General features: G+C 69.6%; 12 protein-coding genes. 6 read left to right on the forward strand and 6 right to left on the reverse strand.

All coding sequences use genetic code 11. The features are described 5' to 3' along the window. Positions 1–350 precede the first annotated feature (350 nt). Positions 351–896, forward strand: coding sequence for a DUF6882 domain-containing protein (locus tag SNOUR_RS40010; protein WP_079143214.1), 546 nt, complete (start codon positions 351–353; stop codon positions 894–896). Here SNOUR_RS40010 and SNOUR_RS48805 read toward each other — a convergent pair. Next, positions 870–2,246: an MFS transporter gene (locus SNOUR_RS48805; RefSeq protein ID WP_312635574.1), complete on the reverse strand. Its 1,377-nt coding sequence runs from the start codon at positions 2,244–2,246 to the stop codon at positions 870–872. The two genes, SNOUR_RS40010 and SNOUR_RS48805, sit on opposite strands and share 27 nt — an antisense overlap. Between SNOUR_RS48805 and SNOUR_RS46735 the strand changes: the two genes are divergently transcribed. Continuing rightward, a complete protein-coding gene (locus SNOUR_RS46735; protein WP_067357173.1) occupies positions 2,211–2,870 on the forward strand; it encodes a beta-ketoacyl-[acyl-carrier-protein] synthase family protein in 660 nt (219 codons plus the stop codon). The genes SNOUR_RS48805 and SNOUR_RS46735 overlap by 36 nt on opposite strands. 61 nt (positions 2,871–2,931) lie before the next feature. On the opposite strand, the gene SNOUR_RS40020 is transcribed toward SNOUR_RS46735, so the two are convergent. Together SNOUR_RS40020 and SNOUR_RS40025 are read right to left on the reverse strand one after the other, a co-directional pair. Further along, positions 2,932–3,507 (reverse strand): hypothetical protein, encoded by a 576-nt coding sequence (locus SNOUR_RS40020; RefSeq protein WP_067357176.1) that lies wholly within the window; start codon positions 3,505–3,507, stop codon positions 2,932–2,934. Positions 3,508–3,666: 159 nt separating this feature from the next. Then, positions 3,667–3,963 carry a DUF6317 family protein gene (locus tag SNOUR_RS40025; protein ID WP_067357178.1) on the reverse strand — a complete coding sequence of 99 codons (297 nt, stop codon included), beginning with the start codon at positions 3,961–3,963 and terminating at the stop codon, positions 3,667–3,669. Between the two features lie 516 nt (positions 3,964–4,479). Here SNOUR_RS40025 and SNOUR_RS40030 point away from each other — a divergent pair. The 3 genes from SNOUR_RS40030 to SNOUR_RS40040 all read left to right on the forward strand — a co-directional run bounded on the left by SNOUR_RS40030 (position 4,480) and on the right by SNOUR_RS40040 (position 7,280). Beyond that, the gene (locus SNOUR_RS40030) at positions 4,480–5,550 is read left to right on the forward strand and encodes a hydroxymethylglutaryl-coenzyme A reductase family protein (RefSeq protein WP_159426034.1); all 1,071 of its coding nucleotides are present in this window, start codon (positions 4,480–4,482) and stop codon (positions 5,548–5,550) included. Between the two features lie 352 nt (positions 5,551–5,902). Next, on the forward strand, positions 5,903–6,472 hold the full coding sequence (locus tag SNOUR_RS40035; RefSeq protein WP_067357180.1) for a PadR family transcriptional regulator: 570 nt from the start codon (positions 5,903–5,905) through the stop codon (positions 6,470–6,472). Further along, positions 6,459–7,280 (forward strand): SGNH/GDSL hydrolase family protein, encoded by an 822-nt coding sequence (locus tag SNOUR_RS40040; protein ID WP_067357183.1) that lies wholly within the window; start codon positions 6,459–6,461, stop codon positions 7,278–7,280. Before SNOUR_RS40035 ends, SNOUR_RS40040 begins: the two co-directional genes overlap by 14 nt. Before the next feature lie 196 nt (positions 7,281–7,476). Here SNOUR_RS40040 and SNOUR_RS40045 read toward each other — a convergent pair whose 3' ends face one another. Next, positions 7,477–8,571, reverse strand: a complete 1,095-nt coding sequence (locus tag SNOUR_RS40045; protein WP_067357185.1) for a PP2C family protein-serine/threonine phosphatase — start codon at positions 8,569–8,571, stop codon at positions 7,477–7,479. A gap of 1,129 nt (positions 8,572–9,700) precedes the next feature. Beyond that, complete coding sequence (locus tag SNOUR_RS40050; RefSeq protein ID WP_067357188.1) at positions 9,701–10,519, reverse strand: CPBP family intramembrane glutamic endopeptidase; 819 nt, start codon at positions 10,517–10,519, stop codon at positions 9,701–9,703. Between the two features lie 394 nt (positions 10,520–10,913). On the opposite strand from SNOUR_RS40050, the gene SNOUR_RS43910 reads away from it, so the two are divergent. Continuing rightward, positions 10,914–11,078, forward strand: a complete 165-nt coding sequence (locus tag SNOUR_RS43910) for a hypothetical protein (RefSeq protein ID WP_312636249.1) — start codon at positions 10,914–10,916, stop codon at positions 11,076–11,078. Here SNOUR_RS43910 and SNOUR_RS40055 read toward each other — a convergent pair. Continuing rightward, positions 11,059–12,747, reverse strand: coding sequence for an ISAzo13 family transposase (locus SNOUR_RS40055; protein WP_067342866.1), 1,689 nt, complete (start codon positions 12,745–12,747; stop codon positions 11,059–11,061). The genes SNOUR_RS43910 and SNOUR_RS40055 overlap by 20 nt on opposite strands. Positions 12,748–12,789: the final 42 nt, after the last annotated feature.

Raw genomic sequence — 12,789 nt, forward strand, 5'->3', positions numbered from 1 at the left:
TGCGCCGCATGCTCTCCCCTCCCGAAACCTCGGGATGGCCGCCATGTGCGGGGCGGGGGAGGGGGCGCTGGCGCTGGCTCCGGCGCCCCCTGGCCGCGCCGACTCTCCCGACTCGGCGACGCCACCGGGCAAGCCCGACGCCACCGGATCGACCGGGTGCCGCAGGTCGGAGGCGCGGCCCCTGCCTGTCCGCCGACCGGCAGTCAATGCGCCGGGCGCCTTCGGTCTCGGTGTGCCGGACGCCTTCAACTTCGGCGTGCCGGGCGGCTTCGGCATCAGTTCGCGCCCGATCCGGGGTCGATCCGGGGCCGGCGCGGTCGGCCGAGTCATGCCGTGACAGAATCCGTGAAATGGGATTTTTCAAGCGAAACGCCAAGCTGGACAGTGCCCCGACGCAAGGTCGCGATGCGGAGGGATTGAGCACGTTGCTCTTGCAGGGCGAGGACATGATCGACCAGTTGGCCCGCGCGCACATGTCCTGGGGGCTCGGTTCGGCGGACCGGTGGGGGCTCGATCAACGAACCGGGACCATCACCTGGACCTTCCCCGACAAGACCGCTACCGCACAAGCGCAGATTCTCGGCAGTTGGAGCCCTACCGCGTCCTCTTGGCAGTGGGCATGGGCCAACGACAGCATCCTGCCCGAGCTGAGCCAAGACGCCTGCACCGTTCGTGACTGGGCCGCCGCCCACGGCCACGATGCCCTTGCGGCTCAACAGGTCGAGGCCGACGAGCAGATGGCAGGCACGCTCGCGGCTCTGTCTGTCCGGATCACCAACGCGGTGGGCTTCTATCGCGGCGTCGGCGCCACGTCGGTCGTGATGATCACGTTCGGGCCGGTCATGCTGGTCGCCCAGGACGGCAGCACGTCAACCTTCACGATCGATATCGAGTAGCAACTGCCGCCTGGAGCAACGAACCCGGTGGTGTGCTTGGGGGTTGGGGGTTGTTGTGGGAGGTGTGCCATGCCTGGCCTGGCCCGGTCGGCCCTCGCTGGGACCGGTTGGGCTCGGGCTGGGTCGGGTCCGGGATATTGCATACCAGCCAGGCGTGCTGGGGAGTTGGGCTCCGGTGTCGGCGGCAGTGGTTCCCGTGGCGCTCTTTGTCTGTTCGGGCAGTGCCAGGGTGCGGATTGCATAGGGCACCGTGATTGCTCCCAGTGTGGCGGCGCCGGCTGCCAGGGAGCAGGCGGCGAGCCATCCCAGTTCTTGGTAGGCCACGCCCATCCGGCCGGGTCCGGCGACGACGCCGCAGAGCCGTGCGCTTTCGTAGAGTCCCATTCCGCGGCCGATGCGTTCGCGGTCGTCGGCGGCGACGGTGGCTTGTTCCGCGGGCAGTTGTGCGGCGAAGCAGGCGGCGGCCACTGCCCATAGGACAGCGATGATTACGGGGGTGGCTGTAAGGCCCAGTCCGATGGCGAACAGCGCGCTGGCGGCGAAGGAGACGACCATGGCCGGGGTGCGGCCCAGCCGGTCGGTGACGCGATGAGCGTGTTGCGGCAGGAGGATGAAGACGACGAAACCCGGTGCGAAGACCATGGCCATCTCGCTGGGGAGAGTCCCAAGTCGCCTTGCAGGCGGAGCAGGAGGAGCATCCGCAGGCCGGCTTCGCCGGTGGACGTCACTGCCGAGACCACCATCAGGGGCAGCAACCGCATCCGTGCCGTGCCGGGCCGGCGCACACCACCGTCCCCGCTCCCGACCCCGTCGTTGTTGGTGCTCTGTGCCGCACCCGGTGCTCCGGCCCCGGCTCTGGCCCCGGTTCCGGTTCCGGCCGTGTCCCCGATCTCGGCCGTGATGCTGGTTGCGGTGTGTGGGGCGCCGGAGTTCGTGAGGAGTGCGAGTGCGGCCCCTGTGCAGGCTGCGCAGCCCAGCCAGAACACCGAGGCGAACCGGTCGGCGAGGTGCCGCAGTTCGCCCCGGGACGGCCGCCCGCAAACAGGCATACGCCTCGGCCGCCGTCGGCGAAGCCCTGCGCGCGGCACGCCTTCCCGCGGTCCCGCACGACGCCCTGTTCGTACTGGTCGGCCAGGCCCCCCTGCCGGCCGACGAGCCCACCACCCCGCTCGACGCCGAAGAGCGCGAGTTCCTCGGCCCCGGCCCCGTCGGCGTACTGCGACCCGGCAGGTCCGTCCACCTCACACACGCCTGCGCCTCGGCGCCGTTCGCGATCACGTGCGCCCGAGAGCACCGTGCGAGGGCGCAGAACCCGTGGCCGTCGTCGCGGGCGCCACCGCCTCGAACCACTACGAGTACGCCAGCATGGACGTGGTACGCGCCGCCGCCCGCCCCTTCGACAAGGAGTGCGCGGGCATCTCGCTCGGGGAGGGCGGCGGCGCCGTGGTACCGGAGTCCGCACGGCGCGCCCGCGCCCGAGGGCTCGCGGCAGACCTCGTCGTCGCCGGATGCGGCACCCGCGTCGCGGCGGCCAAGTCCGTCGCCTGGGACGAGACGTCGGTCGCCGACTGCCTCCGCGAGGCCATGTCGGACGCCCGGGCGGACCACCTCGATCATGTGCACGCCCACGCCACCGGCACCCCCCAGGGCGACACCGCGGAACTGAGCGCCATCGAGGCGGTCGCGGCACAGGCGTCGTTGCGCGACGTGCCGGTCAGCTCCCACAAGGGCGCCATCGGACACCGGCTGCACATCTCCGGCGCCGTCGGCCCGGCGGCGGCGTCCCAGGCCCTGCGCACCGGCATCATCCCGCCCACCGCGGGCCTGGTCACCCCCGAAGTCACCCACCGGGTACGGCTGCCCCTGGTATCGGAACACGCCCCACCCGTCACGGTGGTGGCGGTCGACAGCTTCGGCTTCGGGGGAAACAACGCCTCGGTCGTCCTGCGCACAGGCGCCGCTTCGCATCCCTGAAGCCAAGCCCCCTCCACGGGATCCAGGCCACTGACGACGGCCCGCCCCCGCCGGCAGCCGGTCAGCGCTCCCCGTACTTCGCCACCGCCTGCGCGTAGGCCACGCGATGGTCGAGCCCATCACCGCCGACGCGGAACCGACCACGGGCCGACTCGGTCAGAGCCGCCCGGCCCAAGGGCATGCCCGGCCGCTTCCAGGCCGTCCGCAGCGGGGCGGTGGCCGCGCCTGCGGGGGAGTCGGACAGTGCCAGGGCAACCAGGTACAGCAGGGTCAACGGCAACAGCACCAGACACAGGAGCAGCGAGGGCACCGTCCCTTCCCGCCCACGCAGCACGGTGCCGTCGGGCAGGAGGATCTCGTATGCGGGACGCCACCGCTTCTTCCGCGGTGGCAGCCGCAGTTCGGCCAGCTGCTCGTGGTCCGGTGTGAGCACGACGAGGCGACCGCCGCCCGTGCGGGCGATCACCGCCAGCGGCGAGGCGCCGGCACGGTCGGCGGCGAGGGTGAAGCGCGGCTTGTATCCCTGGGGGAGGGGGCGGCCGTCGGGGGCGCCGCGAAGCACGTGGACGGCGGCTGAACCCCGGGGACGCAGTTCATAGCGCTTGGCGTCGGGGTGACGGGTGAAGACCAGTGTCATGGCGTCCTGCCTCGTTGCGTCGTTTCCAGGTGCCCTTGCCGATGGCGGAGTTCAACAGGCGAGAAGGTCGTCTACATCCCCATGTGTGTGCGGGAAAGCCGGGGCGGCATCGGAGGTCGAAGAGAAGGGCGGTTTGGCGGGGTGCGCGCTGCTCAGCGCCTACTCGGCGTTCTTCGCGAAGGCGTCCCGCAGCGCGTGCTCCAGCGACTCGTAGTTCTGCTTGACCTGCTTGAGCTTCTCCTCGATGGCCTGGGTGCCGTCGGCGATCTTCTTGATCGCGTTGTCCCAGCTGTCGTGGAACTCGTCGCAGGCGTTGTCCAGCGCCTCCGCTCCCATCGACTTCGGGCCGGTGTCCTTCAGCGCACCCAGTGCCTTGCGCATGTTGTCCTGGCTGTCGTGCAGATCCTTCAACAGACGTCCAAGACCGTCCGTCTCGACCTTGAAACAACCGCCCATGCGCCCCCTGGTGATGTCTGTGCTGCGGCACGACCGCCCTCGCACATTATCTTCGCTTGCCCCGTTCTTTACCATCGCCTGGGTATTGACGGGACCAAGCACGGGACACGCCCCACGCCACCCCCAGCCTCACCGGCACACCCACGCGAGCCGCGGGGCAGACGCCCCACTCCCCGAACCCTGCGGATCGGGAGGCCGCAGCGCACCCCACAGGCGGCCCCAGGACGCACGAGCCCGTCCGACCGGGCACCGGATGCAGAGGTCCAACAGGCCGCGGACAACAGGCGCCTGACGCCGACACCCACCCGCACCCACCCGCACCCACCCGCACCGAACGCGCCGCACCGAGGGCGCCCGCGAACTGCTCGACAACGTCGCCCTGCCGACCCGGTCCGGTGCGCCCTGATGATCCACGGCCTTCTACGCTGCCTCACACCGACCGCGGAGATCGAGACGTGCGCGATGGGGCACACGTTCCGGTTCCTTCGCACCCCACCAGACGACGGGAAGTGCAGGATGAACGACATCCACGAAATCGCCGGGGTCCCCATGAGGTGGGTAGGGCCACTGAGAATTTCGGGAAATATCGCAACCACCGAGACCGAAGTCCCGCTCGCCACCTACGAGTCACCGCTGTGGCCCTCCGTGGGCCGCGGCGCAAAAATCTCCCGACAGACCGAGCGCGGCATCGTCGCCACCCTCGTCGACGAACGGATGACCCGCTCGGTGCTCCTCGAAGCCGAAGACGCGTCGACCGCATACGCGGCCACGCGCTGGCTCGACACGCACTTCGAGGACCTGGCCAAGGTCGTGCGCACCTGCAGCAGGTTTGCCGAACTGGTCGGCATCCGGCACGAGATCACGGCCAACTTGTTGTTCGTCCGGTTCGAGTTCACCACCGGCGACGCGTCCGGCCACAACATGGCGACGCTCGCGGCCGATGCGCTCTTGAGTCACCTCCTGGACAACATTCCAGGAGTCTCCTATGGATCGATTTCCGGTAACTACTGCACCGACAAGAAAGCGACCGCAGTCAACGGAATCCTGGGCCGTGGAAAGAACGTCGTAACCGAACTGCTCGTGCCGCGCTCCGTGGTCACCGACATGCTGCACACCACGGCCGCAAAGATAGCCGAGCTGAACGTGCGCAAGAATCTGATCGGAACGCTGCTCGCCGGCGGAATCCGCTCGGCGAACTCCCACTACGCGAACATGCTGCTCGCTTTCTACCTGGCGACCGGCCAGGACGCCGCCAACATCATCGAAGGCTCACAAGGCGTGACCGTGGCCGAAGACCGGGAGGGCGACCTGTATTTCTCGTGCACATTGCCGAACCTGATCGTGGGCACCGTCGGCAACGGCAAGGGGCTGGACTTCGTCGAGGCCAACCTGACACGGCTCGGCTGCCGGGCCGAGCGCGAACCAGGAGAGAACGCACGCCGACTCGCCGTCATCGCGGCCGCCACGGTGCTGTGCGGCGAACTCTCGACCCTGGCGGCGCTGACGAACCCGGGCGAGCTCATGCGCGCGCACCTCCACCTGGAACGCGAGAACACCGTCAGCAGCAGCGGAGCGGCGTCACGGTGATCTCGCTTCACGTCTTGCGGTGACGTGAGGCCGGATCCGCCGGTGTCGCTTTCGTCGAGCCTCCTTCGCGCCCGCCGCACGCGTGTCGGAGTCGACGTCCCCTCCGCCGAGCGACGCCCTCTCCCGGGCGGTCACGCGGGTGTGGTCGAGGCGAAGGTCCGCCACGACCGCACCCAGTGCACTGTGCACGCCGCCCCGACCGCGCTCGAAAGCCGCCGTGGTCGTACGCATGCCCGCGCCACAGCGCCCCGCGAAGCATAATCAAGCACTTGATTACTCATATTCATGAGTATCATGAGCGGCGTCCCCCACGGGCAAGCGGAAGCAGGGGCAACAAGAGGGAGGCGAGGCAATGGCCTTGCGCCACGCCGTCCTGGCGGCGTTGCTCGACGAGGAGCTGAGCGGGTACCAGCTGGCCAAGTCGTTCGACCTGGGCGTGGCGAACTTCTGGTACGCCCAACCACAGCAGCTGTACGCCGAGTTGACCAGACTGGAGAGGGACGCCCTGATCACGGGCCGCGAGGTGGTCCAGGACACGCGCCCCAACAAACGCCTGTTCCGGGTCACCGACGCCGGCCTGGCGGAACTGGAGCGCTTCACGGCCGCCGCCACCAAACCCTCCTTCATCCGCGACGACCTGTCCGTCAAGGTGCAGGCAGCCGACCACGTCGACACCGAGACACTGATCGCGCAGCTGACCGAGCGTGCCGCCTTCGCCCGGGCCAAGACCGACTTGTTCGGCCGACTGCTGCACACCATGCGCGGCGAGCGCACCGAAGCGGAGTTCCTGCGCCACGGCACACGCATCGGCCCCTACCTGACGTGTCTGCGCGGCCTGGCTTTCGAGCAGGGCAACCACGACTGGTGCGAACACACCATCGCGATCCTGCGGGACAGGCAGGCGACCCATGTCAGGCACTGACCCGCCGTACGCCCGCTACGTCGCCCTGGGCGACAGCCAGACCGAGGGCCTGGGCGACGGCGACGACACGGTCGGCCTGCGCGGCTGGGCCGACCGACTCGCCGAACGGCTCGCACGGCACAACTGCGCCCTGCAATACGCCAACCTGGCCGTACGCGGCCGACTCGCCGGACAGGTGCGCGCCGAACAGCTCACCCCGGCCCTCGCCCTGCGCCCCGATCTGGCCACCGTGGTGGCCGGGGTCAACGACCTGCTGCGGCCGCGGTTCGACGCCGACGAGGTCGCCGAACACCTGGAGGTGATGTTCGCCGCACTCACCGCCCACGGCGCCCGCGTGGCCACCCTCACCTTCCCCGACGTCGCACGCATCACCCCGCTCGCCCGACCGCTCAGCTCCCGCGTCACCGCCCTCAACGAACGCATCCGCCAGGCGGCCCGTCGCCACGGGGTCACCGTCGCCGAGACCGGACACCACCCCGTGGTCACCGACCCCCGCCTGTGGAGCCCGGACCGGCTCCACGCCAGTCCCGAAGGTCACCGGCGGATAGCCGCCGCCGTCGCCCATGCCCTGGCCCTGCCCAACAGCGACGACTCCTGGACTCACCCCCTGCCACCTGCGAAGACGGCCGCAGCCGTCGGATGGCGCGCGGCCGCGCAGGAACTGCGCTGGGCCACCACCTTCCTCGGCCCCTGGCTGGGCAGACGCCTGCGCGGCCGATCCACCGGCGAGGGCCACACCGCCAAACGCCCGCACCTCCTTCCCGTACAGACACCCACCAGCCCCCGCCACGGCGAAGGACCAAGCTGAGCGGACTGCCTGGACCGGCCAGGCATACAGCCGGCAGGGAGCCTGGAGCACCGCCCGCCCCCGGCGGAGCCGCATTCAACTCGCCCCGAGCCGCTCCGAGAACTCCGGCACGCCCCCGCCCCTCGCCGGGGCACTGACTGGTGCCCTGACCGGCACACCGCTTGAAGGCGTCAGGCGGCCACGACCTGGGCCGGACCTACTCCTTGGGCTCACACAGACGCACGGCGAGGGCGGCGATGTCGTCGTCGAGGCGTCCTCTGCAGTAATGGAGGAGGTCGCGGTGGAGAGCCGTGAGCAGCTCGCGGGGCGGCGTCGGGGACTGTTGGCGCATCCAGGCCGCCAGCGGGAAGAACTCGCCGTCGCGGGCGCGGGCCTCGGTGACCCCGTCGGTGTAGAGCAGCAGCAGGTCACCGGGGGAGAAGTCGAAGGTGTCGATGGTGTAGTGATCGCCGATCAGCCCCGCGAGGTTGAGCAGCGGCGAGGGGGTGGTGGGTTCGAGGGCACGCAGTTCCCCGCGGTTCAGGAGCAACGGTGGGGGGTGTCCGCAGTTGAGGATCTCGATACGCCCGCCCCCGTGCGGCATCTCGGCGAGAAGGGCGGTGGCAAAGCGTTCCATCGGCCCCTCGGGAGGAAAGGCGGCGTTGTAACGGGTGCTGCTGGCATCCAGCCGGCGCGCGACGCTGACCATGTCGGCTTCGCCGTAAGCCGCCTCCCGGAAGGAGTTGACGATCGCCGCGGCCGCCCCCACCGCGGGCAGGCCCTTGCCCCGTACATCACCGATGAGCAACCTGACCCCGTACCGCGTGTCGACCACCTCGTAGAAGTCCCCACCGATACGAGCCTCCGCCGCGGCCGCCAGATACAGCGAATCGATCTCGACGCTCCCGAAGCGGCGCGGCATCGGACTCAGCACCACCTGCTGCGCCGCGTCGGCGACCAGTCGCACCTGAAAGAGGGTCCGCTCCCGCTGGAGCCGGACATGACTTCCGTACGCGGCCGCCACGGTGACCGCGATGATCCCCGCAGCCGTCCACCACGTCCCCAGGCCGGGGAACACGATGCTCAGGCCGATCATCAAAAAGAGGCAGACCGTCCCCAGCAGGACGGTGGGCAGCACCGGCCACATGGCGGCGGCGAGCGCCGGCGCCGCGGGCAGGAGGCGACTGAAGGCCATTTCCGGGGGAGTGGTGTATGCCAGGCTGGCGATGACGACGGTCAGGACGACCGGCGAGAGCCGCACAAGCTTCCACCGGCCGTGTCGAAGGAGCCGCGGCCGTCCAGACTCGATCACACGCCACAGAATATCTACACAAAGAGAACAAAGCGCTCTGGCGGATCGGAGTCGGCCGCCTGTCATCGGCCGGCCCGGGTGAAATGCGACACGACGCCCCCGGCCCCGGCAGCGACTTCACCGGCCAGGGCGCCGGAACGGAATCGGCCCGAGTGCACAGCGCACCGGCGCGGCGCGGCGTGGCGAGGGTGGGGCCGAGGGCGTTGAGCACCAGTTGGCGGACGCCAGGTCGTAGGAGTCGTAGGAGCTGTCGAACCGCAGGGATCCGCTGCCGGGCATGGGCTGCTACCCACGCCTTCCCCGCCCCTCCTCCGAGTGACCGTTAGGGGGCGGCCGACACGAAGGACTTCGCCCAGTTGCCGACCGTCGCCAGTTGCCGACTGCCGCGCCAAAGCGCTGACGGCTCATCGGCGTGGCGGCGCGGCGGCTCCGAACGACCACCGACTGAGCCGCCGCGCCGGAGGCGGATCGCCACCCGCTGTCCCTGGCCGGGCAGCCGCCCGGCCCAGCCGGCCGTCGCACGGGCCCGCGCGGCTCACCCCGGCCAAGGCGAACGCCGGCGGGACCAGGTACCGCCGCGCTCCCCCGATCGGCCAGTTGCCTGGGTGTTGGTGGAGCGTCAGCCTGGTGATAGTGGCCCTGGCCAGAGTGGGTGTCGTACGCAGGTGAGACCGACAATGACTTCCCCGGGGGGAATCCGAATGAGCTCCAACACCACTGTCCGCACTGTTCGTCGCCGTACCCTGCGTGTTGCCGCGGCGGCCCTGACCGCGGCCGCCGCGTTCTCCTTGACGGCCTGCTCCGGTTCGGACGGTGCCGCCTCCAAGCCCGGGGGCCAGTCGGGCGCGGGTGCGGCCGCCGAGGCCCGTGGTGCGGCCCCTACGACGAGAAGATCAAGGTCCACCCGGTCGGCATCGCCAACTGACCACCGCGAAGACACCTGACTGAGTGTCCGGTCCGCTGGTTCCCGCACACGGCTGGCCGCGGACAACCCGCCGCCCGCCGCCCGCCGCGGCCGAGCTGCGCAGTGGCGGCTTCGTCCGGCCCGGCCTCTGCTTTTGCATGCGGAAGGCGTGCTCGACGTCGAAGTCGTCGACCGCGGACGGCATCCCTCTGCCCGGTCAGGGGCTCACGGCACGAGGTTCAGCAGGAGGGCGAGGGTGCCGAAGGTCTGCAGGAGGAACGTCGTGCCGGCGTGCATGCCGATCGACACCCGCAGATCCTTCTTCCGCCAGGCGAACCAGGGCCCCGGGAGAAAGAAGACCACCCTGGACAGGAACACCCACGGCGTCCACAGGTGGTATAGCGAGAACAGGACTGTGCTGACCACCGGCGCCCATCGGCCCCGTTGGGACTGGCGGGCCATCAGAAAGCCGCGGAAGTAGAGCTCCTCGATGACCGGGAGGGACAGCCCGGTCAGCGGAATGCACACCGCCAGCGCGGTGACCATGACCGAGTGCGGGTATCCGGAGAGGACGTCGGTGATGCCACCGCCCGCACCCTCGAAGGGAACCCACCGAAACAGCGACTCGTAGAAGAAGTTGTCCATGGGGGTGAGCGCGGACGACACCACCAGGAACCAAAGGATCAGGGGGATGACGAGGGCGACGAGTTTCCGGCGCGGCAGTGGCTTGTCCAGGTAGTGCACCACGCCACGCAGCGAGAACCTGCCGTTGCGCCGGCGCCCCAGCCACAGCAGTAGGCCGAGCTCGAACGGCACGAGAGCCAGGAGCATGGCGACCGCCCAGCCCAGGAACGGCGGATAGCCGATGGACTTGACCAGTGGTTCGGCGATGAACAGGTAGACGGCGACGATCAGCACTCCGGGGGCAAGGTGCAGCGCGATGGACAGCGGCAGGGAGTGACGGTCGGCCAGCAACCGCTCGACGATTCGACTCGGTCGGGCACCTGCTGTGGTGGAGGACATGGGCTTCCGTGTGGGTTCCATGCAGGGGACGATCGCCCGATCCGCTGACATGGAGCTGACATGGCACTGACGTGGCACCTAAGTGGCACTGGCGTGGCGCGGAAGCGGCGCTGATATGGCATGGGTCGGCGAGTTGCGTCAGGGTCCGCCCCGCCGTCAGGGCCGGTCCGGCCCGGCCTCAGGGGTGGCCCGCAGGTGCCGGCACCGCCCACGGCGGTACCCCCGCGGCCGGTCGAACCCATGGCGTGCCGCGCACCCCGCGGCGACGCGCGGCACGCCGAGCAGGCCCGCGCCACCCTGGCCGAACTCGAACGCGTCCAGGCATCCACCGCCGCCTTGTCCGCCACCCCCTGGCCACGCTGGTTTGCCACTCGATGTGTCCACGTCGGTGTTGAGCAAGCATGTCACCGTGCTGATGGAGGCTGGCTACGTCGAGCAGCGCAAGGCCGTGCGCAACACCCGCCAACGCGTGTGGCTATGCCTGACCCCGAGGGGCGACAGGCATACCAGACGCACCTCGCCGCCCTGCGCGCCATCGTCGGGCCCTAAGGGCTTGCCGATCAATAACTCGCCGTCTTGATCTCTGATGGGCAGGTGATGCCTGCCGCCGCTGCGAAAGCCTGGAGGTCTTCGAGGGCGGCGAGACGGGTGTCGGCGGGATGAACGGTGTATCCGGCGGTGTCGAGGAGCTGGCGGATGTCGCGGATGCGCCGGTTGATGGTTTCGGGTGTGACGGTGAAGAGGCGGGCGACGGTGACCTGCGGGAGCCCGTGCCGGTAGTGGAGGAGGGCGGCCAGTAGGCGGTCGGCGAGGGTGAGGATGGGACGACGGCCTGTCAGGGGGCCACCCTTGATGCGGGGTCGGTGGCCACGCCGCTTGTCCAGGTGCGTTTCCCGCTGCTCCTCATGGAGGGCGGTGAGTGTGGAGATCAGCGCATCCCACTCGGCGGGCGGCAGTCCGGTCAGGGCCGGGTGGCACAGCCAGGCAAGGTCGGGACTGGGCTGATCGAACGGGTCCGGGACATCACTGACCTGGGCATACGGCTCGGGTCGGAGACTGTAGTTCCAGTCGCCGTGCCAGGCATGACGGTCCAGCGGCAAGGCTGCCATCTGCCGGTCGCCGATGCGGACACCGGTTTCATAGGTGGCGGTGTCGAGTTCGGAGCGGATGGTCAGGCCGGTGCGGGTGGTGGTCGCCGCGATGCTGTTCACGATGACTTCGTGGCTGGTCAGGGGCTTGCCTCGCCAGTTCATGGTGATGTGGGAGAACAGCCGGTGTTCCACTTTGTTCCATTTTGATGTGCCTGGAGGATAGTGACACACGGCGATCTCCAGGCCCGTCTCCAGGGCCAGCGCGGCGAGTTCGGCCTTCCAGGCACGGGTGCGATAGCCGTTGGAGCCGCCCGCGTCCGCAGTGATCAGCAGGCGGCCTGAGCGCGGGTACGCGGCGCGGCCCACCGCGTGCCACCAGCGGCGCAACGTCTGGACGGCGAAGGCGGCGGTGTCGTGGTCGGTGCCGACGCTGACCCAGCCAGCATCCGCGGCCAGGTCGTAGATCCCGTATGGGATCGCCTTGCCCAGGTCGGCGTCGGGAAAGTCATGGGTACGGACCCGGACCGGATCGCCTTCACGACACCACTGGCGGCCGGCGTTCTTGTAGTTGCCCACCAACTCTTTCTTCTTCGTGTCCACGCTGACCACCGGATCTCCGGCTGCCTGGAACTGTTTGGCCTGCTCGTTGATGTAGCGGAACTGTGCGTCCCGGTCCGGGTGCTGGGCGCCCTCGATGGTCTTGGCGTTGCCCTGGAGGCTGAAGCCCTCCTCCCGCAGCAGCACGGCAACCGTGTCCGCCGAGACCCGATGGCCCTGCCGCGTCAGCTCGGCCGCCAGGTGCCGGGTCGACTTCACCGTCCAGCGCAGCGGCGACATCGGATCCCCACGCATGTCCGGCTCGACCAGGGCCAGCAGCGCGGGCCGCAGCCCCTGATCGAGATCGACCGCGCGCTTGCGCCCGCCGCCCTCCCGACGGACACGTCCCAACGGTGCCTGGCCGGACTCAAGTTCTCTCACGCCGCGCGAAACGGTGCCCTCCCGGACCCCGGCCGCGCGGGCGACGAGCTTGATCCCGCCGTGTCCCAGTGACCGTGCTTCTGCTCCTATAGCCAGCCGCCGTTGACGCTCGTCGAGATGCGGGAACAGCGTCTCGAACTTCGCGGTCAGTGCGGCTTCGATCCCCTCCGGTCTCCCCATACCACAACAACGAGCCTCGAAGCCGGAAGCGACGGCTTGTTT

The organism is Streptomyces noursei ATCC 11455 (assembly GCF_001704275.1).
Taxonomy (GTDB): domain Bacteria; phylum Actinomycetota; class Actinomycetes; order Streptomycetales; family Streptomycetaceae; genus Streptomyces; species Streptomyces noursei.

Bases quoted from the DNA above. Each gene is read 5' to 3' on its own strand.
- SNOUR_RS40010 (WP_079143214.1), top strand. From the start codon at position 351: ATGGGATTTTTCAAGCGAAACGCCAAGCTGGACAGTGCCCCGACGCAA.
- SNOUR_RS40020 (WP_067357176.1), bottom strand. From the start codon at position 3,507: ATGACACTGGTCTTCACCCGTCACCCCGACGCCAAGCGCTATGAACTG.
- SNOUR_RS40025 (WP_067357178.1), bottom strand. From the start codon at position 3,963: ATGGGCGGTTGTTTCAAGGTCGAGACGGACGGTCTTGGACGTCTGTTG.
- SNOUR_RS40030 (WP_159426034.1), top strand. From the start codon at position 4,480: ATGAACGACATCCACGAAATCGCCGGGGTCCCCATGAGGTGGGTAGGG.
- SNOUR_RS40035 (WP_067357180.1), top strand. From the start codon at position 5,903: ATGGCCTTGCGCCACGCCGTCCTGGCGGCGTTGCTCGACGAGGAGCTG.
- SNOUR_RS40040 (WP_067357183.1), top strand. From the start codon at position 6,459: ATGTCAGGCACTGACCCGCCGTACGCCCGCTACGTCGCCCTGGGCGAC.
- SNOUR_RS40050 (WP_067357188.1), bottom strand. From the start codon at position 10,519: ATGGAACCCACACGGAAGCCCATGTCCTCCACCACAGCAGGTGCCCGA.
- SNOUR_RS43910 (WP_312636249.1), top strand. From the start codon at position 10,914: ATGGAGGCTGGCTACGTCGAGCAGCGCAAGGCCGTGCGCAACACCCGC.
- SNOUR_RS40055 (WP_067342866.1), bottom strand. From the start codon at position 12,747: ATGGGGAGACCGGAGGGGATCGAAGCCGCACTGACCGCGAAGTTCGAG.